Source organism: Mycoplana sp. 10N416 (assembly GCF_056394765.1).
Window position 1 is genome coordinate 1 of sequence record NZ_JBFTIM010000022.1, and the last position, 25065, is coordinate 25065.

Here is a 25065-nt window from a genome sequence, read left to right on the forward strand (position 1 = left end):
GATTTCGCTCATGAATGGCTCATCGGCACCCCCGCCGACATGAGCCTTAACCCCGGAAAATTCCAGCTCCCGCTGGCCCAAATTCGGGGTGCACGCCATAACCCCGGAAAATTCCAGCTCCCGCTGGCCCAAATTCGGGGTGCACGCCAAAAACCGCTGGAGCGAACTCAAAACTGGATAAAACTTGGGGCAAGTTCAGTGCGCCATCGCAGATGTCATGAACCGCCCCGGCTTTGCCGGAGACCCCAACTCGTGAGAAGTAGGGTCTATGACAAGCAAGGCGACGAACAAGTTCTCCCCTGAAGTCCGCGCTCGCGCCGTTCGAATGGTGACGGAGCATGAAGGCGAACATCCGTCGCGGTGGGCGGCAATATCTTCCATAGCCGCCAAGATCGGCTGCTCGGCGCATACGCTCAATGAGTGGGTGAAGAAGGCCGAGGTGGACAGCGGCAAACGTGCGGGCTTGCCGAGCGACGTCGCGGAGAAGATGAAGGCTCTGGAACGGGAGAACCGTGAGCTTCGTCAGGCCAACGAGATTTTGCGCAAGGCCTCTGCATATTTTGCCCAGGCGGAGCTCGACCGCCCACTGAAGCGATGATTTCTTTCATCGACGAACACCGCTCGGTGCTCGGGGTCGAGCCGATCTGCAGACTGCTGCCGATTGCCCCGTCCACCTATTATGAGGTCATCGCCAAGCGCAACGACGTGGACCGTTTGTCGGCCCGCACCCGACGCGACTATGCCATGAAGGTCGAGATACGCCGGGTATTCAACGAGAACTTCCAGGTCTATGGCGTGCGCAAGGTCTGGCGACAGTTGCTGCGGGAGGGTTACGACATCGCCCGCTGCACAGTCGCTCGGCTTATGAGGTCAATGGGGCTGCAGGGCATCATTCGCGGCAAACCGATCCGCACGACGATCAGCGACAAGACCGCCCCATGCCCACTCGACCGGGTGAACCGGCACTTCTTTGCTCCAGCACCAAACATGTTGTGGCTTTCGGATTTCACCTATGTGGCGACCTGGCAGGGCTTCGTCTACGTGGCCTTCGTCATCGATGCCTTTGCCCGTCGCATCGTCGGTTGGCGGGCAAGCCGGACTGCCCATGCGGGCTTCGTGCTCGATGCCCTCGACCAAGCGCTTCATGATCGGCGGCCCGTTCATCGCGGCGGGCTGGTTCATCATTCTGACCGCGGTTCGCAATATGTATCCATTCGCTATTCTGAACGGCTGGCGGAGGCAGGCATCGAGCCGTCTGTCGGAAGCGTTGGCGACAGTTATGACAACGCACTCGCCGAAACGATCAACGGTCTTTACAAGGCCGAGGTGATCCACCGGCGAGGGCCATGGCGAAACTTCGAAGCCGTGGAGTTCGCCACGCTCGAATGGGTCGATTGGTTCAACAACCGCCGCCTTCTGGAGCCCATCGGAAACATTCCGCCCGCCGAGGCCGAAGAACGATACTATGCCATGCTGGACGCACCAGCCATGGCCGCATAATTTAAACCAAACGGTCTGCGGTAAAGCCGGGGCGGTTCACCTTGCCGGTGTCGAAGTGCAGGCCATGGACATCATATTGCTCCCTGGTCTGCAGCGCCTGCTGCATGTCCTCCTTGCTGTATTGCGTGCTCGGGTCGTCCATGCCCTGGGCCCACGAGGGGGTACTTGCGACGGCAGAAAGGACAACCGACGCGAATATTTTTCGAACGAGACGTCTACGAATTGATCTGTTTCTACTAGCCCGGTCTGAAAAACGTGAAAGCCCGCAGGCACCTCCCGGACTGCCGAGAGATGAACTGCCACTTGCTGGCTCCGACGAGTCGGGAAGCAGCAGGCTATGGTCGCGGCGGCGGCGTGGTTCCGGGGGCGCCGCCGCCCGTAGGCATCGCAGAACGAGCCTTTTCCAGCAGCGACGTGGTCAGGTCCACACAGTCTTTCATCGATTCCCGCGGGTCGCAACGGACTGCGACCGTCGCGTCGCCGCTGCGGAGCAGGAAGGCGGCGCCGCGCCGCGGGCCACCGCTCCCGCCGGAAACCTCGTCGGTGATGCTACGCAGCAGGTCTTCGATTTCGCGATCCTGCATCGAGCCCCGGTCGCGAGAGCCGGAGTCGGGCGCGCTCTGGCTCAGGGCTGGGAGCGGCATCAGCAGGAGGCCTGCCGTCATGAGAAGAAACTTGTTCATTTCACCTCTCCTGGCTTCGTGTGCGGTTGGCGCGCAGGAATTCCCAAAGCCGGCGAGTGCATCCGCCTGTTGAACAGACACCGGACGCACAAAGCCATCAACTTGCGGCGCATTCGCCGGCGGGAACTGCTTCACACCCATCGCGGGTTTCGGGAAACTTCATGCGATCCTGGGCATTCTCGAAGGCATCATGGCCTAGTCCCGGCACACCCGCCTGCGAACGAAGGCCAGCCAGTCGCCGTTCTCGGCCCGCAGGCTGCGGGTAACGAAGACACAGTTTCCTTCGTCTGCCCCGGCAAGACGCTCCAGCAGGCGTTGCCGAAGGGCGCCGCGGTCTCCACCCTGATCGCCGCGGTCTCCTATCAGATCCATGAGCTCATCCCGGCGGTCCCGCCGCGCGGAGATCAGGTCCATGAGCCGCTCCCGGCGGTCGCCGCGGTCGCCGATTAGATCCATGAGGTCATCACGGCGGTCCCGCCGCGCGGCGAGGAGGTCGCGAAGCCGCTCGCGCCGGTCGCCCATCATATCGCCGCCGTCTCCCAAAAGGTCCATGAGCTCATCACGACGGTCCTGCCGCTCAGCGATAAGGTCCCGGAGCAGATCACGCCGATCGCTGCGGGCGCGAAGCGCATCCCGCAGGAAGTCGCGCACGTCGCTGGCGCTGATATCGCCCCCGCCGTCGTCACTCAACGACTGTGCGGAGGCCGGGGTTGTCGTTACACAGATTAAGGGGAGCGAAGAGGCAAGCGCAAGCGCTGCCGCTGCCATGAGAGGTAGCCGTGCCATGGGATTCTCCCGTCATTGTAAAAGACCCGATTGTCCGACTTATTTCGACGCGTGAAGGCACGCCGCCGCCGCTGGCTTCCGCCATCACGGCAGCTAGGGACGGCCATCGATCGGAGAAGAACTCCGGCGGTCCCAAGCGTTACTCACCAGGAAGGAATAGTTACTGCCGGAATACTGGTCTCTCTTTGGGGCTAATATATGGCGACCTCGCCATCAGAGAGCGGGGCAGCCTCAGTGCATAGTGAGCGGCGGTTTGCCCCTAGAGGAAGCGCGCGCAACAATTTCTCTAGCGTGTCCATGTCTCGCACGCCCGGACTATAGTAGATCAGGATTGAACGAGCGAGGCTTGGCTCCGTCGCTGCCTCGCGCCGCCCGTGCTCGTCGCAAGGTTTTTTTATAAAAATCCGCTGAATTTCCCCATATCCTCAGGAGGAAACATACCCGTTTCTTCGCGGCTGAGTATGCTGTTCATCGCCATCTCCGCCCGATGCGATGCTGAACAGCCCGCTGCCGCAGCCGAACAGCACGGCGAACGCCACGGCTCTGAGCATGAGGACCACTGCGATCATCCTCGACAAGGAGCACTGATCTAAGCGCATATTTCGGCCTCTTTGCGGCCGCATTCCAGGCGGCAACTGCCATCCCGGCCCGGTCGGAGACTGCTCTCGTCCTGCAGTTGACCTCAAGTATCCTGTCGTTCTGCTGATCGTTGTTGCCCGGAGAATTGGTTTCTCGGGAAGCTGATGATCTAGATTGGACATTAGACCAGATATTATCACCGCCATTTCGAAAGCCGCAACTTTCGACGTCTGACTGACAATCGGTTAGGGACAGTTTCGGAGTCACTTCATGCGTTCGTCAAAGGCCGGAACGCCCTTCGCCAACAGTTCGGCGATCAGCTCGCCCTGTCGCTCGACAGCATATTCGCCTTGGCGGACGTGCCGTAGCACCATTTTCGAGTTCGGCGTCACCGAGAGCCATCAGCAAGCCCCGGGATCATGCCCGTGTTCGAGTGCCCGCCCGCGCCGTTTCCCGCCCAGGATTGGCGTGGGTGAGCGCCGCGACCTTCTTTACGTGCGCCACCGCTGCCGCACCGCCGGCAGTCTTGGTGAACAGATCGCGCGTTTCCTCCTCGTCGTCTCCGACCGGCATCAGCGCCTGATCCATGTAGGTTTTTGAAGCCGGATCGCGGGAGATCCGGTAAGCGGCAGCCGTCAATCGAACGATGGTGCCGGCGAGCGCCACATGCTTGCGCAGCGTCTCCCAAACATACTGCGGCCAGAAGCTCAGCGGATGGACCTGCTTCAGGCCCGGCCGCCGCTCGGAGGGGTGCTTCAGGCGCAGCAGTCCGCTCTGCAGGGGATGCACCTTTTCGAGCGGCACCATCGTCGCGAAGGAAACGAGCAGCTTGACGAGGCTTCCGATCGGCACGCCTGTCGCGGCCGCGCGGCGCAGCAGCGTCCGCATGTGCTCGGGCGAGTAATAGAGCCGCCATGCCTCGCGATATATGCCCTCCCACGCTTCCCGGCTCATCTTCGGATGCGCCGTGCACACATGCTCGACGTCATAGACGTTGAGATCGGCCCGCATCTCCACGTTGTTTTTCCAGAGCTTCTGGTGATCCTCCGAACCCGGCAATGGCGTGAGGATGAAGAACTCGACGACGTCGATCGGCAGTTCGTGTTGAATGATGGCGATGTCGCGCCGGATGGTCTCGGGCGTATCGGCCGGAAAACCGAGAATATAGCCTGCGAGCGTGATAATGCCCTGCGCCTTCCAAGCAAGGAGCATTTTCCGGTATTCGGTGATCTTGTTCTGGTTCTTCTTTGCCGAGGTGAGGTTGTCGGGGTTGACGTTTTCGAGGCCGATGAAAACGCGGGTAACCCCGGCACGCTTTGCCTTTTCGATGAAGTTTGGGATCTTGTGGCAGAGCGTATCGACCTGGATCATCAGGCCGAGCGGAATACTGTCCTTCTCTCGCAGTTCGATCAGTCGGTCAAAGATCGCCTCCCATTCCTTGTTGCGGGCGAAATTATCGTCGGTGATGAAGAATTTGTGGACGCCCTGCGCCCAGTTCATCCGCACGAGCGTCTCGACGTCATCGGCCGAGCGGAAGCGCGACTTGCGCCCCTGCACGTTGATGATCGTGCAGAAGGAACATTGATAGGGGCAGCCGCGCCCGGCATCGAAGCTCGTGCTCAGCCCGAGCGTGCGAGCGACGTTTTCCTTGGGCAGGAACGGAACGGGCATGCCGCCAATACCGGGCAGATCGTCCATGAAGTTGTAGACCGGCTCCAGCCTGCCGCTGGCCGCATCGCGCAACACCGTGTCGAGACGGCCCTCCGCCTCGCCCGCGAACATGGCAATGCCCATCTTGCGGCAGGAATCGAGGTCCACTGCCATGCCTTCGAGCATGGCAATGCAGCCCGACACGTGAAAGCCGCCGATCGCAACCGGGATGCCGGCCTCACGGAACGGCCGCGCAATATCGAGGGCACGCGGATACTGGTTGGATTGGACTCCCACAAGCGCCACCATGCCGAAATTGTCGTGTCCGCCAAGCCGGCGCAGAAGGGCCGGGAAATCGATCCGGGTATTCGTCTCGTCGATCGCCGTGATATCGATGGCAACGTCCGGGCCGAGCACCTTGCGCTCGGCGCAGTCGGCGGCAAGGCCGTAAAGGGCGGCGAGCGAATTCGAAGGGATCATCGGCCGCCACCAGCGGATCACGTAGCCATCGTCGTCATAGTGCGAGGGCTTGATCAGGATGAGTTGGAAGCGTCTCTTCTTGGCTTGCGAAACTTGTGCCATGCAATCTCCTTCGCGTTTTGAGACGATGTCCAAGTTTAGCAGAGCCCCTTTGGAGCATCCAGACGTGCATTACTGTCATATCGGCGGTGATTTTCTCCTCGTCTACACGGTAGACTGACCTGATGTGGTGGACGGCCTCCGCTCCCGGCATCGCAATGTGCCAAAGTGTGGCTGTCGAAAGTCACATGAGGGAGAGCCGCGCATGGAGCAGGTTAGCACAATCGGTTTGGATATCGCCAAGCACGTCTTTCAGGTGCATGGCGTAGCCGCAGTGGGCGCGGTTGTCGTCCGCCGGAAGCTGCGACGTGACGATGTCGCAGGTTTCTTCAGCGCATTGCCGCCGTGCCTGATCGGAATCGAGGCGTGCGCGACCGGACACCACTGGGCTCGGGTCCTCATGGCGTTGGGTCACGAGGTTCGGCTAATGCCGACGTCTTACGTCAAGCCATACGTGAAGCGTCAAAAGAACGACGCGACGGATGCCGAGGCGATCTGCGAGGCGGTAACGCGACCGACAATGCGCTTCGTTCCGGTCAAGAGCGAGGAGCAACAGAGTGTTCTGATGCTGCATCGTGTCCGCGAGCTTTTGATTCGGCAACGGACAATGCTGGTGAACGCCTTGCGCGGCCACCTGGCGGAGTTCGGCATCGTGACGCGACAGGGCATCGTCGGCGTCGGAATGCTGATCGCGTTGGTCGAAGACAATGGCCATAATCTCATCCCTCCGCTTGCGCGGTCCGCGCTTCTTTCGCTGATCGTGCAGTTGCGGGGGGTGCACGAGAAGGTCAGCGAGATGAATCGCCAAATTCATGCTTGGCATCGCTCGAACGAGCTGAGCCGTCGCCTCGAGACCATCGCTGGAATTGGCCCGATCACTGCTAGCGCAATCGCCGCGACCGTGACAGACGCGTCGCTCTTCAAATCTGGACGACAATTGGCGGCGTGGATAGGCTTGGTACCGCAGCAGAACTCATCGTTTGGCAAAGACCGGCTCGGAAGAATTAGCAAACAAGGCGATCCCTATCTCCGCAGGCTTCTTGTCGTTGGGGCGCATGCGGTACTTCGCTTCAGCCGCAAGGCCAAAGTTCCGCCGACGCGTTGGGCGGCCGAGCTTTTGGCAAAGAAGCCGTACAACGTCGTCGCTGTTGCTTTGGCGAACAAGATGGCGCGGATCGTCTGGACGTTGATGACAACAGGCAGGCGATTTGAGGCGGCCGCCGTCCTTTGAAAAGTCAGGAGGCTGCAGGATTTGGTGAGGTGCAAATGGTGTGATGGCGAACGGTCGAGCCGGGATCGGACAAACCCGATCAGTGGGTGCCGCTTGAAAGCGCGTTGACCTGTCTGGGATCCGATCCGCGGACTACATCAGGGCCAGCGGCATGAACACGCCGCAATCAAAGGCCGAATACATGCCTGCACCCGACCAATCTGCCGGAAACACAAAACTGCCCCTTGCCACGCGGAGGCCGTCCATACATGCCACTGAGAATTTCCTCCAGAATGGATTAGACACCGGCCCATTGAGGACGGACGCATGAAGAAGCAGAGATTTACGGAAGAGCAGATTATTGGGGTGCTGAAGGAGCAGGAGGTAGGTGCGAAGGCGGCTGATCTGTGCCGCAAGTACGGGATATCTGAGGCGACTTTTTATAATTGGAAGGCCAAATACGGCGGCATGGACGTGTCTGAGGCGAAGCGTCTGAAGGTGCTCGAAGAGGAGAATGCCAAGCTGAAGAAGCTGCTGGCCGAGCAGATGCTGGATACAGCCGCACTTCGCGAGCTTCTATCAAAAAATGTATGGTCCGCCTCGTCCGTGCAATTCGCGACGTCATAAATGACGATTCCAGTTGCATAAATGTATCCGGCCTCTCGCGAGTGGACTGCTGTTGCAGCCATGATGAGATCCGCACACGCCGTTCCCAATAAATGGTTCGGGCACGAAGCCCGCTTTTTGCGCAGGGTTTACGGCATGCTGATCCGAGCCGACAGCCTCAAGCGCAGGCAGGGTCCCTGCGTTCGTAAAGAGCGCCCGGCTTGTTCAAGACGACCCAGACGATACGCGCCATCTTGGCCGCGAGTGCAACCAGCGCCTTGTTTGGATGCATCCGACCTTCGAGGCCGTCGAGCCAGCTACCTAATCGACCTCGCGTTCGGTCGAGATGTCGGAAACACGAGCGTGCGCCATGCACCAGCAGCTTTCGCACGTAGAGATTACCGCGCTTGCTAATACCCAGCAGCGTCTGTTTACCTCCGGTCGAGTACTGTCTGGGCACCAGTCCCAGCCACGCCGCAAGATCGCGGGCTTTGCCGGCGACGGCGACGGCAGCATCGCGGAGATGGCCGTGAAGCCGAGGATCGCGACCGGCAGGATGAGCACGGCAAACGTCGCCTACTTCATCTCGCGCGCTTCGATCTTCTTGCCCAGCAATTCCGGGGTGCAGCCGACCATTAGGCCGGCAACGAACACGGCAAGGATCGCAAAGACGACTGCCATGTAGAGCCCCAGCGGCTTGACGACGATCAAGGACGGCGAGAATGAGGAGGCTGATCTGCAGCCAGCCGATGACGGCCATGGGAAAATCTCCGCAAAGGACAAGTCAGAACCGTTCCGGCCGGACGAGCGTCACGACGAGGTATGCGGCAAGCGCAATGGCGACGGATAGGCCGATCAAGGTTCGATCATCGATCCCCCCTTGAGCCGACTGAGCGTGCGCGCGTAGAGCGCAAGCACGACAAAGCCACCGATGCCGGCGGTGAGAAAAACAATGTCGGACATGGGCCTTCTCCGGATTCTACGACCTTCGGATGATGCCCCTAGACGGGTCAATTATCGCGGGATGGTTCGACGGCCACATAAGGAAAATATAAAGGCTGAGAAGGCGAATGCAGCCACTAGCGCTGTCAGATGCCAGGATAGCTCGCCCGTTTATGGCGCTTCCGGACGCGATCACTCCCAAGCAGACCGTCGGCTTCCAGGAACTCGATCCGATACTCTGAATGACCGAAACGGCGGCGCAAAGCGGTCGTCTACGCCATGATCGCCAAACGGCAGTTTTGGGGCCGAGGAACGAACCCGCTGCGCGGGAGGGCGTCTGCGGTTGAGGTAGAGGGCACAGACTGGAGGTTGCACCTGCATTGAACGTCGTCCGGCCAGGGCGGAGCATGACGAGCTTCTTCAACAAGGAGCCTGACCATGCAGCATCCCCATCTCGACACGCCCGTCAGCCCGCTGCGCCAGCGGTTGATCGACGACATGAACATGCGACGTTTCTCACGCGAAACGCAGCGCAACTATCTCCGCGACATCGGTCGCCTGGCGACCTTCCTCGGGCGTTCACCAGACACGGCGACCGCCGACGACCTGCGCCGGTTCCAGATCGAGCAGCAGGAGGATGGTGTTCCCGTTCCGACGATGAACAGCATCGTATCGGCGCTACGCTTCTTCTTCACCCAGACCCTGGACCGCCCGGACCTGGCGCGCAGGCTCGTCCGGCTGGCGCATCCGCGTAACCTGCCTGTGGTGCTGAGCCGCGACGAGGTTGCCCGGTTACTCAATGCCACCACCTGCCTCAAGCACCAGGCGGCATTGTCGGTCGCCTATGGCGCCGACCTACGTGTTGCGGAGGTCTCGATGCTGAAGTTCGCCGACGTCGACAGCGAGCGGATGCTGCTGCGCGTCGAGCGTGGCAAGGGCGGGCGCTATCGCAATGCCATGCTTTCGGAGAACCTGCTCACCCTGCTGCGCCAGTGGTGGAAGGTAGGTGGGGCGGCAGCAGGGCGTGATGCATCGCGACGGCTGGTTATTCCCCGGCCAACACGCAATGAAGCCGATCAGCACGCGGCAGCTCTATCGGATCGTCGTTGAGGCGGCCCAGGCCGCCGACATCGCCAAGCGGGTCGGGCCGCATACGCTGCGCCACAGCTTCGCCACCCACCTGCTGGAGGACGGCACGGACATTCGGATCATCCAGGTCCTGCTCGGGCACGCAAAACTCAACAACACCGCCCTCTACGCCAAGGTGGCGACCAAGACGGTCCGCACGGTTACGAGTCCGCTCGACAGGCTCGGCCTGTTCAAGCCGGAAGAAGCCTCCCCCGACGGTTGAGCCTTGCGTGCCTCGATCGAGGTCGCCAACATCTTCCGTGCTGCCGGGGCGGCGTACCGGCGCGCGCATGCAGGGTGCCTGGCCGCTGCTATCCCGCATGCTATCAGTTCGTCATGTAGCACTAGGCCACGATCGTACAACGTCGATAGATAGTCGCGCAGCCAGGCCCGATTGGCCTGGGGGTGTTCAAACCAACCGTTGCTGCTAATGGCATTGACGATGCGGTTGATCGCTTTGAGCTTGTGGCGCTTTTGAATGAAGTTCCCGCTACGCATGATCTCCTCCCAAGGTAAACGGAAGAAACCAAAGCCCCGACGGCGCTCGACGAGGGCGGCCAATAATATGGTGCTGTCCACCGCGATATTCAACCGCCCGAGGGCGCGCCAGCGTGCCGGCTTGCCATCACATCCGGCTCATCAGCACTTGCTTTTCTGGAGGAAGCCGAAGATGACGATCCCGCTCGGCCGCGTGCGCAGGGAAACTGGCTTTGCGTCGCGAATCGTGAATGATGTCAACGATGAATTCGAGCCGCAGCTCCCGGCAGCTTCAACCTTGAGCGTGTCATGGAAGCAGTGTCCAACCTCCAAAGGCAGCAATTGATGGCTCGATAAACCTGGCGGGGCGGCCGTTTATCTGAGTGCTGCCCCTGCCGGTGTCCGATCACACCGCGATTAACTGGCCAGCGTATGACATGCAGCCCAGCGCTCGCGGGTGCTGTCATTGGCAGCTAAATTGTCTGAGTAACTGTTTTTGTGCCAATGCTGGGCTCGGTGGAGATCACGTCCCGACTGACGCCCCTCGAGATACTGCGCCAGATGCAACCTTGATTAGATCAGTGAAGCCAGCCGCTCGTCGGAGGGTTCTTGCAACGGGCCCAATAGATATCAACACTGTATTCGAGGCGCAGTTCAGCGATCAGGTCCTGACCGGGGCCATAAACTCGCACAGCGAGCGGATGAGCAGCATCCTTGGGCAGGCCGTTTACGGCCATTTCAGCCAAGGTCTTGCTCGCCCGCTGAATGGCGACGCTATCATCTAAGAGGTTGAGAGCATCGCCGGGCGATTGCGATCCGTCATTGTCGCTGATGCCGAAAAAATATTGTGGCATTGCCTCGGACTTTGCGTCGTCGAAACCCGCCACAACAACGACCGCGCCGGAATGTTCCGGCGGGCTTCCTAGTCTCACTCCAGGGGCTTCATCCTTGAGAGCAGTTCAGCCCGATCGCGGATGCCCGATTGGTAAAGCTCGATCAAGCGGCTGGCAATATCGTCTGCAGTGTCCGAGTGCAGTGCGATGTGGTTGCTCGAAAGAACCTCCTCGAGGACGTCTTGCAGCATCGCAAGATCGTTTGGACCGATCGTACCGGTCGGAAAACTCCGCTTGATCATAGCGCCATCCCCAACCAAGCCGCGAGAATTTGATCTAATCTTATCGTCTCCGTAAGCGGGGGCGGCGATCCGTGGCCTGCTGCCGCTTTTGTGGACTGCGAGATAAGGTGTTCAATGAAGCTGGAAAGTGGGAGCGCAGAGAAAGTTCAGCCGCGAGTAGCTTGGGCGCTGATCCGCAGCATGCCTTTCTGCCATGGGCAACTGAAGCAAGTGCGCTGAATGTGTCCTGCTCAGGCTTCTACGCCTGGCTCAACCGCAGCGCTAGCGCTCGCTCCCCACATGACGAGGTGCTGCTCGACGTTACCAATAGGAGCTTCAAGGGCGGCGACCGCACCTATGGTTCGCGCCGCGTGTGACACGAGGTTTTGGCCGAGGGCTTCCTGTGGCCTGCATCGTGCCGAACGGCTCCATGCGAGAGAACGGTCTACGCGCTCGGCTGCTGCGTCGCCGACAGCATTGTCATTTTGACGACGGGCCAATACGCTTGAGCAAGTCCCAGATGGGGAGCGCAGCGAGGCCACCGATGACGCCCGCCACATAGCTCGGAATAGATCCGGAAAATACTGACTGCCAGACAAGGCCAATCACGTAGCTGGCCGCTAACATCGTTACCACGGTTATGATCAGTCGCTGCCAGAGAGGAAGGTGCGTGTCCATGAATTCGTGACCGCGAAACGAGGGTGATCTGTCGATCCGACCATTATTATACACCATAGAACTACACTCGATAAATTTTGCATGTCGCGCCGTGAACAGTAACGAGACGCGCGAAGTCGGTATCCGACAGCAGGTGTGTCTCGTTCAGCACACCCGCGGGAAAGTGGTGTTCGGCTGGATGTCGATGACCTTGTCGGTGGTCGTTCAGATCTGTGGATCGTGATCGCGCCAACCCGATGCTTTCGAGCGCCAGCATCATCGCCTCATGTCGATTATGCGCAGCGCATCGCTACAACGTTGAATCCCCGACAACGACCCTTGCTGTCCCTTCGCTGCGATCGACCGATGAGGCCGAACAGCCCAGGGCAGCAGGTCGAGATGAACGCTAGCACCTTAGTGCGCTGGATTTGCCGGTCGATACTCCTGCGTCCCTTAGAAGGGCGCTCTCGATCTCCGCTGCGGATACCTGCAAAAACTGACGGGTGGCGGTCACAGCGGAGATCGCGGGTATCTCCAGATGGGTGCCTACCCGCCTGTAGGCGGAGAAGCTGAGACCTTCGATAAGCTCCTTGTCAACGACGAGGCGATAAGTCCCGGCTTGCAAAGGCGCGACAAGGCCATCCAAGACAAACGGATGTTCGAATGTTATTTGAGTCTCTGTCGTTCTTTCGATCATCGACCCGCCTTATTTTATCGCGTTGACGTGGGTTGACCCAATGTCGTTGGATTTGGCTGTTCGTACCTGCCTTGTTCCGGGCGGAAGGCCCAAACCGCAACGATGACAAACAGCACCAGCAAAGAAGACATCAGCAATCGGCTAGACATCGCCGGTCTCCTTGACGGTCCCGACGCTCTTGATCGCGATCGGAAAAGTGCGTTGGGCGCTCATGCTCACCGCTCCGCCTTCGTTTTCCCAAGTTTGTACGTCTAGCTCGTCAGGGAGCCTCGGCGTCTTCATGCCAGCTCGGCTCAGATTGTGTGGCAGACCTTGGATGGCATAGCGCGGAAGCGGCGATTTGTAGGGCACTCTTGTTGTCGTCGCCTTGCCGAAATTGCGTTCCAACTGCGCCGCGAGTGCATACGGGGATGTCTCCCCGGCCAGAAACAGGCTCATCACGAGCAATGCGGCGGTGTTGAAAAGCGATTGATCTTCGGCGAGAACATTGGCGTCATAGCCGGCGTCGTCCAAAACAGACTGGACCATTTTCATTTCAGAAGGCGAGATGGAAGCGTATCTGGGGTCGGAAGACATGATGTCCTCCTTTGATTGGGGCCAGGGTAATTAGCCCTCTAAAAGTAGCGCCCGTAACATTGCTACCGACAACTGAAGGATGCGCTTCGATCGCACCAAACGCAAGCGCGTGCAGGTTTCATTCGGACGTGCGGGTGTGGCAGCCCATCACCGGTTTGCCCCCTGTCGCGAGGTGAGGCCACAAAAATGTGAGGCAGTTTGCAGCGGGCCACCGCGCTCGGGTCGGGACTGTGTCGGCGTGATCCATACAACGGAGCCAGCTTAGGAGCTTCGGCCGACAAGAAAGCTAGAAAGCAAGTCGATCTGTTCCTGTTGTTTCACGATCAAGGATTTCAGGTCTGTATTTCTCATTTGGTCCAGCTTGTCGTGCAGCGCCATGATTTCGATCTCTGCTTTCAGGTTGACTTCATAATCATGCGCGGCGTCGATCCTGTCTTTGGCTGCGTAGCGGTTCTGGCTCATCATGATGACAGGAGCCTGCACGGCGGCGAGCATCGAAAGGATCAGGTTAAGAAAAATAAACGGGTACGGATCAAACGCCCGTGTTGCTGCAACCAGATTTGCGCCAACCCATAGCGCGAGCGCTCCGGCAAAGATCAAGATGAACGTCCACGATCCGCCAAATTCAGCCACCTTGTCTGCGAGACGCTGAGCGGCTGTGAGCCTGTCGTCGAAAGACTGGTTCGCATCGCGGGTGATTGCTCGACGGGTTACAATACGCCGGAAAATCGCGCGCTCGCGTTCGCTCAGGAGTTCGAAAGGCTTCCCAAGATACCGGTCCGCCGCACCGATCAACGCTTGCTCGGCATCTTCGCTATCTGTGGCTGTCGACATAACACTCCTCCACGCTGTTGCTTGGAGATGCTAGTCTGCCTACCCGAACTTTGGCGAGTGCTAATAGAAATTGAGTTCGAGGCTGAGGGACCGGCGCGGCCGCCTCTTTGGCTCTGCGCTACCTTTTCGACGCCTTCTTTTTGGCGGGGGCGGGCATGGCAATGGGTGCTGACAGGCGGAGTTCCAGCAGTTTCTGGCTTTTCTGATCACGAGTTTGTTTCTCTTGCTCGGTGATTTGCATCGAGGCAATTGTCGTGTAATCGCGCTGTTGCGCTGGTATGCGTCCCGCTCGGGCGGAATTGTCCCGCATTTGCCAGCTCATGTTAGTCTCCTCGTTTGGCCAACTTTCGAAGCCGCCTTCATTCTCAGGATGAAGCCGCATTATTGTGGATTGGCGCTTGTCATGGGCGGCGGTGCTCCAGGTTGTAAAGCAGGAATGTGGGGTCAGCCGTTCCAGCTTGGGACTGTCGGATCAGGAACCGTGCGGCATCCCTGCGTGCTTTCCCGCCGTCGCTGCTCGACGCCTCGAACCCTGCCTCGTTGAGAATTGCTCGCAGCATGCGAATGTCTGTCATGTGAAGTATTGTTAACACGAGGCCTTGCATTGGAGGACCTAACAAGCTTCCTCATGGCCGGGAAAATGCCACGGCCACGAATTGAACCTTCCGCACCCTCATAGCCAGAGAGTTCAGAGAGGCTTGACCAGCTCATCGCCACAGGCCGAGGCCAGCGCGGAGTTTGGTTGATCCGTCCCAAGCGGGGTAGCCCAGCCGGACTTCTCAACGATAGAGCGACGCCCGTAGATCGAGGCTGCCTTGATTTGCGCTAACACGTTGGCGGCCGCAGGATCGCTTTTTGACCTCTCAACGCAGTAAGGCGTCAAGGCGAGAGCGACGCCGGATGATACATCCGAGGCGGAAATATTACGTGCCGTACCGCTGGTCACCCATCCTCCCCAAGAAAATCCAAAAACTACCATGGCAAAAGCGCCAACAGCCGCACCGGTTAGGGCGGGTTTAATCCATGCGGGGATGTCCATGACCTTGTCCGATCGTCAATGATCGAGTCCGCGTTATTGCGGGCTAGCGAGTAATTATAGCACCGGAGTATCAAAAACCTTGCATGGATTCGGTCACCCTCTCAAGACAGCTTGCTATATGTCACCTGAATGGGTTGCCTGCGGCGAGACGCATTGATTGTTGACGAAGCGTTGGCTCATTTCATCAGCCCTGCTGCGCGGAGCGCGTCTTCGATGATTTTCTGGATACCAGCGCCCTGCGCGTTAGCCGTCCCATGCTGACGACGATCTGACCGATCCGTCTCATTTCCATCGGTGAGCGCTCCGGGCATGAGAATCTCGCCCGTGTGGATGTAATCTTCGGACCGCGCGTCTGCTGTATCGTCCCGACGACGATGCGCGGCGTCTACAAGGCCCCAAAACGTTGCGATCTGTAATGTGGAAGATATCCCGGTTTCCAGCATGTAGGGGCCCGGCTTGCCGTAACCGTCCGGGCCGCCCGTTGCCAAAGGCGTACCATGCCCATGCCATGGATTGCGTAGGATTCGATGAGTTCCCGCCCGTCCGCGCCATGCCAGACTTTGCGCAGATATCTCTGTTCACTCTCGCTGACGTAGTCTGTTGTCTTGACACCGTGAAGTCCTGCCCATTGCCGGACAATGGTCTCCATATTCGATATGTCGACGATGCTGTCGGCAGTGCCGTGCCAAACGGAAATGGTGGGCCAGCTTCCTTGATAGGGGGATGCACTGCGAACAAGTTTCTGCAGGTCCATTGCGCTCGGACCACCCTGGCCACGCATCCGATCGAATGCTTCGGGCATTGTCGTTGCGCTGCCATAAGGCAATCCGGCGATGATGGCACCGCCAGCAAAGACATCGGGATAGCTGGCCAACATTACTGATGACATCGCACCACCCGCAGAGAGTCCGACTATGAAAATGCGGCTTCGGTCCAATCCGTAAGCGTTCACCATGGTCTCGATCATCTGGTGAATCGAAAGGGCTTCCCCTGCATCGCGTTTTGCATCGCCCGGCACAAACCAGTTGAAGCAGAGATTGGGATTGTTCGCCCGCTGTTGTTCGGGAAAAAGAAGGGCAAATCCATATCGCTCAGCCAGAACCGACCATCCGGAGCCGTCATCGGTACGCGGCCGCGCTTTGCGTGCAGCCGTGCAAGACAACTACGAGCGGCGCGCCCGAAACGGGATTTTCTGGGATGAATGTCCTCGCTCTTAGGGCTCCGGGATTGGATGCTGCTATCTCCATGTCCTTGAGACGGTCACGGGTGGACCATACGCAGCTTTTGAGTGCGGCAAGGCGGGCAATGGTGTCCGATAGATTTCTCATTTCAGAGTATCCTCGTGTTGCAATGGCCAACGCGTTACTGACATCTCCTAACGCACGTGCGCAAGAATGGTTGCTGCACCGCACAACTGAGCTCGTTTTTGACGGACTGCGGAGAGCCATGCGAATTTCTGTGGGTGGAGCCGACCCAACCATGACCGCATAGCACCAGAGAGGATGATACTGCGTGTTGCCTTTGCTTCGCCCTGACCACACCTGCTGGCCGACGATTTTTCCATCATCGTCGATGAGATTCCGCCGTCTATTCGAGACAGTCGATGCAACAAGCATCTTGGTGACCCAAGACGCCCTTCCAAAACAGGGAAACTGATCCGGCACGCGTTGGAAAACTCACGCCGGATCGTGCCTTTGCGTCAGTTGGCTTCGGCGTCCCCCCCGTTTCAGCGATTTCGGAGAGGAGTTCATTTGTGCTTTCCTCTTCGTCGCGATTTTCGGCAAGCAGTTCTGCCACCTCGTCCAGACCGAGCCTGTTGGCCCAGGTGACCATCGTGCAATAGCGACTGATCTCGTAGTGCTCGGCAGCCTGAGCTGCTGCGAGAAGCGTTGGGACGGCTTCACGTCATTCCTGGGGGACGGCCGGATTTGCCTGACGAACAGCGCAGCCGAGCGGGCGCTGCGAAGCTCTCGGACGGAGGTTATGGCTGTTCGCCGCATCGGATCGTGGTGCTGATCGGGCCGCCTTCATTGCGACGGTGATCATGAGCGCCAAGCTCAACGACGTCGACCGGCAGGCCTGGCTTGCCCACGGCCTCGCCAACATCGCGGACACGCCGGTCAGCAAGCTGGAAGAATTGCTTCCGTGGAATTGGACGCCACAGGCAAACTTGACCCCAATGCCCATTTAGCGACGAGGCGCACGGCACCTGGCGGACTGAAGCCTGTTCGGCGAGTTAGGACTAGGTTCGCCAAGGGCCACACTAAGTGCGCTTTATGAAGTACAGGCGGTTCTAGAGTAGGATGGCTGTGAAATTGCAACCAGATATTAAGGTTCATTGACCGCCGAAAACTAAAAGTTGACACTCCAATCGGGACAGCCTATATACCGAATGTCGATATTTGCTTGCTTAGCTTTGGTTTCGCGCACTGGCAACGCGCCCTGAACGAACCTTTCCTTCAAAAATCGCTATCACATTCCGCAGCGCTGCAAGCGTTGTGGACCTCCTATTGCTACGAAAGGGTTCATCATGACCACCGGCACAGTTAAATGGTTCAATTCCACCAAGGGCTTCGGTTTTATCCAGCCTGACGATGGCGGCGCTGACGCGTTCGTCCACATCTCTGCTGTCGAGCGCGCCGGAATCCGCGACCTCGTAGAAGGCCAGAAGATCGGCTACGACCTCGAGCGCGACAACAAGTCGGGCAAGATGTCGGCTTGCAACCTGCAGGCCGCCTAAATCTTACCGGTATCGGCTCTCCGTTGACCACGGATGTACTGGCACTGTCGAGAGCATGATACCAGCGAGGTCAGGCAGCTTGCCTGGCCTTTTTTGTTGCCGCGGAACCCTGCGGCGTCCAATCCGGAAATGACCATGTCACAAACACACAGCAAATCTCGGCAGCAGGCGGAGATTGCCTTCGCCAATGCTCAATCGCAATTTTTTGGCCGCAACAGCGCCGCTGAAGAACTTGATTCCCTCGCTCAGGCTCGCGAATCCAAGACCCTGCGGCTTCGCGAAGCCCGCCTCGCAAAGGAGTCAAAGGACCGTGAGGCAGCGACGGCCTCTCTACTCGCTAAGCGGGCCAAGAGAGCCTGAATTACCATTTGAGGAAGAAGATTTGAAAAACGCCAGAAACACCGACCATTCCGATCGCCGGACTGCCGCCGCGGCGGCAAGAACTGCTCTCTTGAACGCTTACCGCAACGCGAAAATTGCCGGCGAGCCAGACAGATTGGCCAGGCAAGCGGAACGGATGACTGTAGCTGCTGCCAGGGAAGAGCGGCGCGTGGAACGCGAACGGGTGAAGCGCAGCGAAGCTGACCGCCGAGCGACCGAGGCCGCGGAGCAGCAGACAGCCGCCGATGCTGCAGCGCGAGCGGAAACCGAAGCGCGCGAGACAGCGGAAAGAAATCGCATAGCACTGGTGCTCGAAGACGAGGCCGCTCGAAAGGCGGAGCGCGATCGGCGTTATGCGAACCGTAAGGCCAGACGAGCCTAGCGCCCCGCTTTCGGGCACGGGTGGCGAACTCATGGGGCTTGTTCACCTGGCCTTGGGGCAACGGGCCATCAGGGCGCTTTCTGCGACGACGTGGCCTGATGCGGCAGGCGCGGTCTCTAGCGCTCTTGTTTCAGCCCGAAACCAAAAGCGCGGCGTATTCCGCTTCCAAAGGAACCTGTCATGGCAGAGCATACCGGTGAACTCCAGGCGATCAACACAGCGTGGCAGATTGCGATTCAGGAAATACTGCGAATGGTCATCCGCGACATGTATCACAGGGAGGGAGAAGCCGCCTTTTTGGCCAACATCAAACGTATCGAAGAGGCTGCGGTGGACAGCATTTACACCGATCTGCGTCTGCGCGGGACAGATGAATGGACGGAAGTGCTTGTCAAAGAAAAAGCGAGTAATTTCGTTACCGCACTGCTGACATCCTTCACCTATGATCGCACTTGAAAACGATATATCGAAGAAGTCTTTACTGTTGTTCCTTCCAGCCCAATTGCGGCTTGCCCGGCGCAAACGGCTGCCGTCATTGAAGAGCATGGGCCTGACCGAAGTTGCCTTTCGGCAAGCCCGTCAAGGTCAAAGCTCCGTCATACCATCGTCGGCTGCGGGTCGAACGCAATCGCACCGTCCTTTATCGGTTGCTTGCTAATGAACGAAGTTGCGTTCAACGTGATTTCTTCAGCAGCCAATTATCAGGGCGCTGCTGCTTCAGGGTCTTCACACCCTAGCCCCTAATGGCGAAAGGAGGACACGATGTCCTCCAATGTTCAACACGTTGATTTTCGGACGAGTGACATCCGTATCATGCGAGAAATGCTCGTGAAGGCGGGATACGTCACAGCCAGGCTGATGCCTTTGACAGGCCCTCTCCATCATCCGTCAAAGTCCGTGCTTCGCCGCTTCATGACCGGAACCATGCAGGACTCGATTAAATGAGCGGCGCGGTGGACGCTTTTCCGTATGCGCATCGCCCTGACCAGAGCGGTACATGGACTGTCTTCGACACTCGTTCCGGCGTCACCGCGGCACCCGGCTTTCTTCCGGTGATAGGACTTTCAGAGATAGATGCCAAAGGGGTGGCCGCAATCCTCAACCGGAACACCGTCGGCCCCGCATCCCGTTTGCACCGATACGCGATACAGGGTCGCCCTGGAAAGCGCTAAGCCACCGCATCCAGCTTCTTTGCCTCGTACGGCTCGCCCCGGATGGCAGCCGGTGGAAATCGCGGCGCATCCACGTATTCGCTGATCGTCTCGGCAAAAGTGAACGACATCGACCCAGCCGAAATCATAGTCTCCGCGGCCTTGGCCGAATGCTTACGGCTCTTGCAACTGGACCAATAGATCTCAACACTGCATTCGAGGCGCAGTTCAGCGATTAGGTCCTGAGACAGCAAGCGGATGAGCAGCATCCTTTGGTAAGCCGTTTACGGCCATCTCAGCCAAGGTCTTGTTCCCCTACGACATTGCCGGCGGCATCGCTGAGCGGCGATACGGTCAGCGAAAGCCAGACCAGGGACCCATCCTTATGTATCGAGGCGTCTATTAAATTCGACGTACTGTCCCCTCACGGCAGCAGCGATCCGTAGCAGTCTGACCGTGCCGGCAAGAAAATCATTTTCAGGCGCTAGAGGGTGGCTGACCCGGACGGGATACCGCCGGGCACTTGCGCTGACGGCTCGCCCCTGCGAGAAAACTCAGGAAGGAGTCAAAACGCGAGCACGACCCACACGACGAATACCAGCGATACGATCAGCGCGGTCTGCGCGATTGCGTCATTGGTGATGAGGGAAGCGAAGAACGAAAAGGCGTTCAAGTATGTGAGCCGGAGTGTCTCGGAGAACATGTCGTTCTCCTTTCTGATCGGGGCCGGGGTTGCCAACCTCGAACAGCAGCGCCCTTTTAATAAGCTGCTGGAGTTTAAACAGTGGGCGCTTTCCCGCCCGAAGGCAAACAGTTAATTCCTGAACGACAACTTGTTTCGAACACAATGGCTGCTTATACAAAACGCATCGGTATCGCTGATGAGCGCTGGAACGCTTCTGCCGCTCGCGAATGCCGCAATCGCAATCTGACTTTGACCACGGATGTACTGGAACTGGGTGGAATAGCGATTTGTAAGGAAGGTCGGTGCGTTCTCGCCCCGGCCTTTTTTGTTGCGCGCGTGCCGTTGGCGGTCTTGCAGCGCTGCTAGACTTTGTTTGATCGATGCCGCGGGATACCCGTCGCCGTCCTTCATGGAGATGCCTATGGCGGCATTTACGATACGATATGCGGTTCGCTGCGAGGCTGATCAGTCATGGACTGTCTATGACATTTTCACAGGCGATCCGGCGAAACCTTCGAGCTGGAATTTGGTGCATCTAACGTTTGACGAGTCGACCACATACTGCGCCATCCTGAACGCCAAAGACCTGAACCGCAGGAGTATGCTGGGCATCTAGGCGACGGCGGTATCAGTTCATGTTGTCCTGTGGCGTTGCTGAATGGTCCGCCAATATTGCCGTCGCACCGCCATCGGTACCTGTTCGAACCCGAGTTCTGCAATCGTTGACACCGCGCTCCTTACCACGGCCGACCTGGTCGATCGCGGTGCGCATGTTGTCGTAGATGCCGCGTCCGGGAATGCCACCGAACACGCGGAATGCATGGTTGTGGGCGTCGAACAGCATCTCGTGGGTCTGCAGCAGATAGGCCCGCACGATGAAGGCGCGGCTATAGCTCAGCTTCGTATGGGCGACCTGCAGCTTGGTGCGTTCATTACCGATAATCGCCCAGTCTTCCGACCAGTCGAACTGGAAGGCTTCACCGGGATCGAACGCCAACGGCACAAATGTCCCGCGGCCCGTCGTCTGCATCTCCCTCTGCCGATCATCGCGCCATTTCCGCGCAAATGCCGCCACGCGATTGTAAGAACCCTCGAAGCCAAGGCTCACAAGATCGGCATGCAACTGCTTCATCGTCCGCTTCTGCTTGCGGCTCTCTTGCACTCGGTCTTCAGCCAGGCCGACAGGCGATCCGCAAACGGGTCAAGCTTGCTCGGCCGCTCCGGGACGTTGAACTTCGGCTCGACACCGTCGGCACGCAGATATTTGCAAATTGTATTCCGGGACAGGCCGGTCCGGCGGCAAATCTCCCGGATCAATAAATGCTCTCGAAAATGCCAGCGTCGGATCACGCTCAATAACGCCATGTCGACCACTCCAGAGCCCCCGCTGAAAACATGCAGGGGAAGGTTGGAACATGGGTCAATTCTCAGTGGAAATATCGGGCTACGCCGGGTCAGTTCTCAGTGGCAATCAACAGCCGCGCGCCTTATGGCGGCGCCACCGCAAACGTGAGGTCCGAAAGCGGAAATAATTGCCGCTAAACCCGCCGGTTGACTGATGCCCGAAGGCAGGGCACAAAGGTGGCATCCACGGTCGCTCGCGATGGGAAAACAGAGGGAATTTCAAGGCTTATCCACTAAGCCATTGAATCATGTGAGAATCCAGGTTCCCCAGCCAACCGTTTTCCCGAGCAAAACCAATCACATAGCGCCACCGCAAGCCCGCAAATTTGCGGCCTTCATGTCGCATCATGTTGCAAGCCGTTACCATTGATTTCAAATGGTTTTCTGCCACACTCGGCAAATCCATGCGACATGAAATGCAACATGGCGGTCCTCATTCCCACTTGTCTGTCCACGGCTCGACATCCTTGCCAGGCGGCAGGAAGCCGCTGATCAGCTTGGGTGAAGAAATCCCGGTTCTCGACGTCAACGAAGAATTGGGTTGCCACCATGAACTCGGCCTTCAGATGCAGGCCCTCGAGCGTAGACGGCCGATAAAAGCACAGCGCCGCGGCTGTATCGTCGAGTTCATCGCTGGCCGCGTCCATGGCCGGGCAGTCTTTCGCCCAGATCTCGTCGGGCAGATCGTCCACCGGGCCAGAGCGGTCATGTGGGTGAACGGCTATGTTCATGGCAAGGCCGGCAATCCCATGATTGACGGCGAGAAGGCGCATGCCAATGCAGAGAAGGTCGTCACGCATTGCAAAGCAATCCCAGCTCAACATTGGCAGACGCAATAGAGGCGTCCAAGTGATAGGCAACGGAGATGTTACGCTAATGATCGTGGATTGCGGACTCCACTTGGCTTGGCGTCTGCTGGAAAGCTGATAAACGTGAGTGTGGCGCCTTGTCACTTGGTAAGGCTGCTAGGCAACCTTAAGGCGCTGGGCGACGGGCGCCTTTTGCGTGACCGTCGACCAGGACCAACAAAAAAGGCCGGGTTTCCCCGACCTTCCGTTGCCGCCCGTGCCAGTACATCCGTGGTCACAGGTGGAGATTGCGAATCCTAACCGTTGATCGTGTCGATTGCGTGACGGCGACCGGCGATGATCTTCGACGGGTGGATCAGGAGGGCGGCTTAGCGGCGTGCGGTTCGGCTCACCCGATTGGGGTAGTCGCGGGCAGGCGTTCTTGAACGGTGCCTGAGCCGTTCACCGCCCGTTCCGCCGAAAGTAGCAAATGCTAAGTTATCCACAGCCCACTCATGTGAGATGAGGTGAGGCCACATCCGGCGCAGCGCCCGACAGGCCGGAAGCAGTTGCCGCCGACCCGCCGGATGCACCGTAGACAGGGACTGAATACCCAAGCGAACGCGGAGCTAATGACGATCACTTGGGACGTCTGAACCATCACTGAAGCGATATGTTCCACCCTAGGAAAAAAAAGGCCGGGTTCCCCCCGACCTTCCATTTGCTGTCGCCTCTGTATCGTTTGGGTGGTGAGGGGACGGCTCACGACTGGCGCTTCCACCCGCCGGCTGGAACGGCCTCGACATTGGTCAACTGGTTCTCTGGAGGTGGGATTGGCGCGCGTTCTCTCTTCATCGCTTTATCAAGCCGCTCGATGATTGCTGCCAACCCGAGGCACACAGCGCCCAGGCCGAACGAGATCGCGCCAAGGATTTCGTGAATAGCCGACTTCGCCGCAACTGACACAGCGATGCCGCCCAGCATCCGGAGCAGCCTCAAAAGAAAAAGCAAAGTCGCCATGTCCCCCTACGCCCTGTGGGCGCAACGTGACAGGATGCACGCGGGAGTCAAGGCCACCTTCGCTAGCAGCCCAGGAAGGCCTTGTGGCGAGTTAATTTCGTGCCATGGTGTGCGTAAGTAGACCGGGGGGGCGAGATGCAGGAAGTCGACCAGCCGATCATCTGCGCTAAATCCATCATGGCGTCGGCAGAAGCATTTCTTTCAGCCGAATGGCTGCTCGCCCTTGGCGCCACGGCAGCCATTGGCCTAGCTGTCTACCTTGTGATGTTCAGGTTCAGATAGCGTGTGGGGCCGCGGGCGCAATCCGCGTAATGCAAGGCTCGCTTCAGAGTAGGTGCGAGGAGGACGGACCATGAGCATTCTGGGTGGCATAGCCCATGCATCGCTTCCTATGGCCCTCCCTGCGGGCGCAGAGGGCAAGCCGGAATGCTGATCGATGCCCACAAGGCCACGCCAATGGTCCTGGCGGCTGGCATTTCGCCGACCTCCTTGCACGTGAGTTTCGACATATCCACTTCCTTTGCCAGTACTTGGCCAGCCAGGCCGAGACCAGCAACTGCGAGTGCGATTGATAAAAGGCGCTTCATAGTCGTCCTCCTCAAAGGAACTGGCCCCGACCGGGGCAAGTGGTTGCTCTCATTGAGATTTGCTTTGGAAAAGACTCAAAACTGTTGTAACCGTCATAAGTCGCGCAGCTTGAGGCGAGTAGTGATACCACAGACGGTTCTGGATACGGTATAAAAACCTTCAGCTCCCTAACTGAAGGCGTAAATACAATGAGCTAGTCGCCCAGTGACCGGATGAGGCGTAAAGTGGCGCCGTGGCACCCCCATCGCCACCCCTACAAAGGTCCCCAATCTTTGGCCCGGCGGAACCCAACTCGCCGGGCTGGGTCCACTCCCCAGCAGGCGCATGCATCAGCGGTTTGTCCGCTGTCTGACAGCGGTAGGCGCATGCATCAGCGGTTTGTCCGCTGTCTGACAGCGGTAGGCCGCTCTACGCGTCCCTTGACCTTCCTGGTCGCAAGTACAGGTAGGCTTGATTCCCGCGTGCATCATGGCAGGTTGCGACCATAGGGAGAGAGGGGACTTCCATGGGCAAACTGTTTTCAATCCTAGGCGTGCTGCAGATGGCCAGCGGTATCTTTGTCGCGATGGCAGCCGTGTCAGCGATACACCAAATCCTCGGCGCGGTGGCGTTCGGGTTTGGCGCGGTGTGCTTCGGCCTGGCGGCTATCATCGACCGGCTGGATGATTTGAGGGCGAGCGCAAAGGCTTGAGCGCCGTTTAGACACGATCAACGGTTAGAGATCCGCAATCTCCACCTGTGACCACGGATGTACTGGCACGCCAAGCGCTTCGCTGGCGTCTGCCGTTTCCTCAATCGAGCCAACATCGCCCGCTTTTTCTACGACGTCCTTTCCATCTTGTGGCATCCGGTTCTCCTAAATCGTCAGT

Annotated in this window: 28 protein-coding genes, 8 pseudogenes and 1 other annotated feature; of the genes and pseudogenes, 15 read left to right on the top strand and 21 right to left on the bottom strand. The window is 58.7% G+C overall.

The window, feature by feature from the left end; all coding sequences use genetic code 11:
• Positions 1–268 precede the first annotated feature (268 nt).
• A protein-coding gene (locus AC1DDS_RS23985) for an IS3 family transposase (protein ID WP_477481152.1) occupies positions 269–1500 on the top strand; the annotation gives its coding sequence in 2 pieces (ribosomal slippage) (positions 269–560 and positions 560–1500; 1233 coding nt in all).
• Positions 553–669 (top strand) — a sequence feature (AL1L pseudoknot). Its footprint overlaps the gene before it by 117 nt.
• A gap of 1 nt (position 1501) precedes the next feature.
• Here AC1DDS_RS23985 and AC1DDS_RS23990 read toward each other — a convergent pair.
• From AC1DDS_RS23990 to AC1DDS_RS24005, 4 genes are all read right to left on the bottom strand, one after another.
• Positions 1502–1642, bottom strand: a complete 141-nt coding sequence (locus AC1DDS_RS23990) for a hypothetical protein (RefSeq protein WP_477481153.1) — start codon at positions 1640–1642, stop codon at positions 1502–1504.
• Between the two features lie 193 nt (positions 1643–1835).
• Positions 1836–2183 (bottom strand): hypothetical protein, encoded by a 348-nt coding sequence (locus AC1DDS_RS23995; RefSeq protein WP_477477770.1) that lies wholly within the window; start codon positions 2181–2183, stop codon positions 1836–1838.
• Positions 2184–2378: 195 nt separating this feature from the next.
• The gene (locus AC1DDS_RS24000) at positions 2379–2969 is read right to left on the bottom strand and encodes a hypothetical protein (RefSeq protein WP_477481154.1); all 591 of its coding nucleotides are present in this window, start codon (positions 2967–2969) and stop codon (positions 2379–2381) included.
• Between the two features lie 996 nt (positions 2970–3965).
• Entirely contained in the window at positions 3966–5780 is a 1815-nt protein-coding gene (locus AC1DDS_RS24005; protein ID WP_477481155.1) for a B12-binding domain-containing radical SAM protein, read from the bottom strand.
• A gap of 202 nt (positions 5781–5982) precedes the next feature.
• Between AC1DDS_RS24005 and AC1DDS_RS24010 the strand changes: the two genes are divergently transcribed.
• Together AC1DDS_RS24010 and AC1DDS_RS24015 are read left to right on the top strand one after the other, a co-directional pair.
• On the top strand, positions 5983–7008 hold the full coding sequence (locus tag AC1DDS_RS24010; protein ID WP_477481156.1) for an IS110 family RNA-guided transposase: 1026 nt from the start codon (positions 5983–5985) through the stop codon (positions 7006–7008).
• 306 nt (positions 7009–7314) lie between these two features.
• A pseudogene (locus AC1DDS_RS24015) lies at positions 7315–7578 on the top strand (transposase); the annotation flags it as partial.
• Between the two features lie 193 nt (positions 7579–7771).
• Here AC1DDS_RS24015 and AC1DDS_RS24020 read toward each other — a convergent pair.
• The 3 genes and pseudogenes from AC1DDS_RS24020 to kdpF form a co-directional block, all read right to left on the bottom strand.
• Positions 7772–8080: pseudogene (locus AC1DDS_RS24020) on the bottom strand (transposase); the annotation flags it as partial.
• 17 nt (positions 8081–8097) lie between these two features.
• Positions 8098–8283: pseudogene (locus AC1DDS_RS24025) on the bottom strand (potassium-transporting ATPase subunit KdpA); the annotation flags it as partial.
• A gap of 94 nt (positions 8284–8377) precedes the next feature.
• Positions 8378–8452 (bottom strand): K(+)-transporting ATPase subunit F, encoded by a 75-nt coding sequence (gene kdpF / locus AC1DDS_RS24030; protein WP_477481184.1) that lies wholly within the window; start codon positions 8450–8452, stop codon positions 8378–8380.
• 521 nt (positions 8453–8973) lie between these two features.
• On the opposite strand from kdpF, the pseudogene AC1DDS_RS24035 reads away from it, so the two are divergent.
• Both AC1DDS_RS24035 and AC1DDS_RS24040 read left to right on the top strand, forming a co-directional pair.
• A pseudogene (locus AC1DDS_RS24035) lies at positions 8974–9886 on the top strand (tyrosine-type recombinase/integrase).
• A 447-nt stretch (positions 9887–10333) separates the two neighbouring features.
• The gene (locus tag AC1DDS_RS24040; protein ID WP_477481157.1) at positions 10334–10486 is read left to right on the top strand and encodes a hypothetical protein; all 153 of its coding nucleotides are present in this window, start codon (positions 10334–10336) and stop codon (positions 10484–10486) included.
• 232 nt (positions 10487–10718) lie between these two features.
• Here the strand turns inward: AC1DDS_RS24040 and AC1DDS_RS24045 are convergent, their stop codons facing one another.
• Both AC1DDS_RS24045 and AC1DDS_RS24050 read right to left on the bottom strand, forming a co-directional pair.
• On the bottom strand, positions 10719–11072 hold the full coding sequence (locus AC1DDS_RS24045; protein ID WP_477481158.1) for a hypothetical protein: 354 nt from the start codon (positions 11070–11072) through the stop codon (positions 10719–10721).
• Positions 11069–11275 (bottom strand): hypothetical protein, encoded by a 207-nt coding sequence (locus tag AC1DDS_RS24050; protein ID WP_477481159.1) that lies wholly within the window; start codon positions 11273–11275, stop codon positions 11069–11071. The genes AC1DDS_RS24045 and AC1DDS_RS24050 overlap by 4 nt, the downstream gene beginning before the upstream one ends.
• A 164-nt stretch (positions 11276–11439) precedes the next feature.
• Between AC1DDS_RS24050 and AC1DDS_RS24055 the strand changes: the two are divergent.
• Positions 11440–11723: pseudogene (locus tag AC1DDS_RS24055) on the top strand (IS3 family transposase); the annotation flags it as partial.
• Positions 11724–12317: 594 nt separating this feature from the next.
• Here the strand turns inward: AC1DDS_RS24055 and AC1DDS_RS24060 are convergent.
• From AC1DDS_RS24060 to AC1DDS_RS24090, 7 genes and pseudogenes are all read right to left on the bottom strand, one after another.
• Entirely contained in the window at positions 12318–12608 is a 291-nt protein-coding gene (locus AC1DDS_RS24060; RefSeq protein WP_477481160.1) for a hypothetical protein, read from the bottom strand.
• 141 nt (positions 12609–12749) lie between these two features.
• Positions 12750–13184, bottom strand: a complete 435-nt coding sequence (locus tag AC1DDS_RS24065; RefSeq protein WP_477481161.1) for a hypothetical protein — start codon at positions 13182–13184, stop codon at positions 12750–12752.
• Between the two features lie 261 nt (positions 13185–13445).
• The gene (locus AC1DDS_RS24070) at positions 13446–14018 is read right to left on the bottom strand and encodes a DUF1003 domain-containing protein (RefSeq protein WP_477481162.1); all 573 of its coding nucleotides are present in this window, start codon (positions 14016–14018) and stop codon (positions 13446–13448) included.
• Between the two features lie 118 nt (positions 14019–14136).
• Entirely contained in the window at positions 14137–14340 is a 204-nt protein-coding gene (locus AC1DDS_RS24075; protein WP_477481163.1) for a hypothetical protein, read from the bottom strand.
• A gap of 366 nt (positions 14341–14706) precedes the next feature.
• Positions 14707–15057 carry a hypothetical protein gene (locus AC1DDS_RS24080; protein WP_108004251.1) on the bottom strand — a complete coding sequence of 117 codons (351 nt, stop codon included), beginning with the start codon at positions 15055–15057 and terminating at the stop codon, positions 14707–14709.
• A gap of 176 nt (positions 15058–15233) precedes the next feature.
• Positions 15234–16385 (bottom strand): annotated as a pseudogene (locus AC1DDS_RS24085) (extracellular catalytic domain type 1 short-chain-length polyhydroxyalkanoate depolymerase).
• Positions 16386–16644: 259 nt separating this feature from the next.
• Positions 16645–16890, bottom strand: a complete 246-nt coding sequence (locus AC1DDS_RS24090; protein ID WP_477481164.1) for a DUF892 family protein — start codon at positions 16888–16890, stop codon at positions 16645–16647.
• Positions 16891–16941: 51 nt separating this feature from the next.
• Between AC1DDS_RS24090 and AC1DDS_RS24095 the strand changes: the two are divergent.
• The 5 genes and pseudogenes from AC1DDS_RS24095 to AC1DDS_RS24115 all read left to right on the top strand — a co-directional run.
• Positions 16942–17248: pseudogene (locus AC1DDS_RS24095) on the top strand (transposase domain-containing protein); the annotation flags it as partial.
• 339 nt (positions 17249–17587) lie between these two features.
• Positions 17588–17797, top strand: a complete 210-nt coding sequence (locus AC1DDS_RS24100; protein ID WP_477481165.1) for a cold-shock protein — start codon at positions 17588–17590, stop codon at positions 17795–17797.
• A gap of 135 nt (positions 17798–17932) precedes the next feature.
• Positions 17933–18157 carry a hypothetical protein gene (locus AC1DDS_RS24105; protein WP_477481166.1) on the top strand — a complete coding sequence of 75 codons (225 nt, stop codon included), beginning with the start codon at positions 17933–17935 and terminating at the stop codon, positions 18155–18157.
• A gap of 22 nt (positions 18158–18179) precedes the next feature.
• The gene (locus tag AC1DDS_RS24110; RefSeq protein WP_477481167.1) at positions 18180–18560 is read left to right on the top strand and encodes a DUF6481 family protein; all 381 of its coding nucleotides are present in this window, start codon (positions 18180–18182) and stop codon (positions 18558–18560) included.
• A 180-nt stretch (positions 18561–18740) separates the two neighbouring features.
• Entirely contained in the window at positions 18741–19016 is a 276-nt protein-coding gene (locus AC1DDS_RS24115; RefSeq protein ID WP_477481168.1) for a hypothetical protein, read from the top strand.
• A 712-nt stretch (positions 19017–19728) separates the two neighbouring features.
• On the opposite strand, the gene AC1DDS_RS24120 is transcribed toward AC1DDS_RS24115, so the two are convergent.
• Both AC1DDS_RS24120 and AC1DDS_RS24125 read right to left on the bottom strand, forming a co-directional pair.
• Positions 19729–19980, bottom strand: coding sequence for a hypothetical protein (locus AC1DDS_RS24120; RefSeq protein WP_477481169.1), 252 nt, complete (start codon positions 19978–19980; stop codon positions 19729–19731).
• A 296-nt stretch (positions 19981–20276) separates the two neighbouring features.
• Positions 20277–20414 (bottom strand): hypothetical protein, encoded by a 138-nt coding sequence (locus AC1DDS_RS24125; RefSeq protein WP_477481170.1) that lies wholly within the window; start codon positions 20412–20414, stop codon positions 20277–20279.
• A gap of 81 nt (positions 20415–20495) precedes the next feature.
• Here AC1DDS_RS24125 and AC1DDS_RS24130 point away from each other — a divergent pair, with 81 nt between their 5' ends.
• Entirely contained in the window at positions 20496–20762 is a 267-nt protein-coding gene (locus AC1DDS_RS24130; protein ID WP_477481171.1) for a hypothetical protein, read from the top strand.
• Between the two features lie 355 nt (positions 20763–21117).
• Here AC1DDS_RS24130 and istA read toward each other — a convergent pair.
• Positions 21118–21761: pseudogene (gene istA, locus AC1DDS_RS24135) on the bottom strand (IS21 family transposase); the annotation flags it as partial.
• A gap of 788 nt (positions 21762–22549) precedes the next feature.
• On the opposite strand from istA, the gene AC1DDS_RS24140 reads away from it, so the two are divergent.
• Positions 22550–22639 (top strand): hypothetical protein, encoded by a 90-nt coding sequence (locus AC1DDS_RS24140; protein ID WP_477481185.1) that lies wholly within the window; start codon positions 22550–22552, stop codon positions 22637–22639.
• Positions 22640–23350: 711 nt separating this feature from the next.
• Here the strand turns inward: AC1DDS_RS24140 and AC1DDS_RS24145 are convergent.
• Positions 23351–23608, bottom strand: coding sequence for a hypothetical protein (locus AC1DDS_RS24145; RefSeq protein ID WP_477481172.1), 258 nt, complete (start codon positions 23606–23608; stop codon positions 23351–23353).
• A 135-nt stretch (positions 23609–23743) separates the two neighbouring features.
• Here AC1DDS_RS24145 and AC1DDS_RS24150 point away from each other — a divergent pair, with 135 nt between their 5' ends.
• Together AC1DDS_RS24150 and AC1DDS_RS24155 are read left to right on the top strand one after the other, a co-directional pair.
• The gene (locus AC1DDS_RS24150; protein WP_477481173.1) at positions 23744–23890 is read left to right on the top strand and encodes a hypothetical protein; all 147 of its coding nucleotides are present in this window, start codon (positions 23744–23746) and stop codon (positions 23888–23890) included.
• Between the two features lie 811 nt (positions 23891–24701).
• Positions 24702–24887, top strand: a complete 186-nt coding sequence (locus AC1DDS_RS24155) for a hypothetical protein (protein ID WP_477481174.1) — start codon at positions 24702–24704, stop codon at positions 24885–24887.
• A gap of 24 nt (positions 24888–24911) precedes the next feature.
• Here AC1DDS_RS24155 and AC1DDS_RS24160 read toward each other — a convergent pair whose 3' ends face one another.
• Complete coding sequence (locus AC1DDS_RS24160) at positions 24912–25043, bottom strand: hypothetical protein (protein ID WP_477481175.1); 132 nt, start codon at positions 25041–25043, stop codon at positions 24912–24914.
• Between the last annotated feature and the right edge of the window lie 22 nt (positions 25044–25065).

Bases quoted from the DNA above. Each gene is read 5' to 3' on its own strand.
- AC1DDS_RS23995 (WP_477477770.1), bottom strand. From the start codon at position 2,183: ATGAACAAGTTTCTTCTCATGACGGCAGGCCTCCTGCTGATGCCGCTC.
- AC1DDS_RS24090 (WP_477481164.1), bottom strand. From the start codon at position 16,890: ATGGTCACCTGGGCCAACAGGCTCGGTCTGGACGAGGTGGCAGAACTG.
- AC1DDS_RS24065 (WP_477481161.1), bottom strand. From the start codon at position 13,184: ATGTCTTCCGACCCCAGATACGCTTCCATCTCGCCTTCTGAAATGAAA.
- AC1DDS_RS23990 (WP_477481153.1), bottom strand. From the start codon at position 1,642: ATGGACGACCCGAGCACGCAATACAGCAAGGAGGACATGCAGCAGGCG.
- AC1DDS_RS24000 (WP_477481154.1), bottom strand. From the start codon at position 2,969: ATGGCACGGCTACCTCTCATGGCAGCGGCAGCGCTTGCGCTTGCCTCT.
- AC1DDS_RS24100 (WP_477481165.1), top strand. From the start codon at position 17,588: ATGACCACCGGCACAGTTAAATGGTTCAATTCCACCAAGGGCTTCGGT.
- AC1DDS_RS24010 (WP_477481156.1), top strand. From the start codon at position 5,983: ATGGAGCAGGTTAGCACAATCGGTTTGGATATCGCCAAGCACGTCTTT.
- AC1DDS_RS24105 (WP_477481166.1), top strand. From the start codon at position 17,933: ATGTCACAAACACACAGCAAATCTCGGCAGCAGGCGGAGATTGCCTTC.
- AC1DDS_RS24115 (WP_477481168.1), top strand. From the start codon at position 18,741: ATGGCAGAGCATACCGGTGAACTCCAGGCGATCAACACAGCGTGGCAG.
- AC1DDS_RS24040 (WP_477481157.1), top strand. From the start codon at position 10,334: ATGACGATCCCGCTCGGCCGCGTGCGCAGGGAAACTGGCTTTGCGTCG.
- AC1DDS_RS24070 (WP_477481162.1), bottom strand. From the start codon at position 14,018: ATGTCGACAGCCACAGATAGCGAAGATGCCGAGCAAGCGTTGATCGGT.
- AC1DDS_RS24160 (WP_477481175.1), bottom strand. From the start codon at position 25,043: ATGCCACAAGATGGAAAGGACGTCGTAGAAAAAGCGGGCGATGTTGGC.
- AC1DDS_RS24145 (WP_477481172.1), bottom strand. From the start codon at position 23,608: ATGGCGACTTTGCTTTTTCTTTTGAGGCTGCTCCGGATGCTGGGCGGC.
- AC1DDS_RS24060 (WP_477481160.1), bottom strand. From the start codon at position 12,608: ATGATCGAAAGAACGACAGAGACTCAAATAACATTCGAACATCCGTTT.
- AC1DDS_RS24155 (WP_477481174.1), top strand. From the start codon at position 24,702: ATGGGCAAACTGTTTTCAATCCTAGGCGTGCTGCAGATGGCCAGCGGT.
- AC1DDS_RS24150 (WP_477481173.1), top strand. From the start codon at position 23,744: ATGCAGGAAGTCGACCAGCCGATCATCTGCGCTAAATCCATCATGGCG.
- AC1DDS_RS24050 (WP_477481159.1), bottom strand. From the start codon at position 11,275: ATGATCAAGCGGAGTTTTCCGACCGGTACGATCGGTCCAAACGATCTT.
- AC1DDS_RS24140 (WP_477481185.1), top strand. From the start codon at position 22,550: ATGATTGACGGCGAGAAGGCGCATGCCAATGCAGAGAAGGTCGTCACG.
- AC1DDS_RS24120 (WP_477481169.1), bottom strand. From the start codon at position 19,980: ATGCTGCTCATCCGCTTGCTGTCTCAGGACCTAATCGCTGAACTGCGC.
- AC1DDS_RS24080 (WP_108004251.1), bottom strand. From the start codon at position 15,057: ATGGACATCCCCGCATGGATTAAACCCGCCCTAACCGGTGCGGCTGTT.
- AC1DDS_RS24005 (WP_477481155.1), bottom strand. From the start codon at position 5,780: ATGGCACAAGTTTCGCAAGCCAAGAAGAGACGCTTCCAACTCATCCTG.
- AC1DDS_RS24075 (WP_477481163.1), bottom strand. From the start codon at position 14,340: ATGAGCTGGCAAATGCGGGACAATTCCGCCCGAGCGGGACGCATACCA.
- AC1DDS_RS24125 (WP_477481170.1), bottom strand. From the start codon at position 20,414: ATGTTCTCCGAGACACTCCGGCTCACATACTTGAACGCCTTTTCGTTC.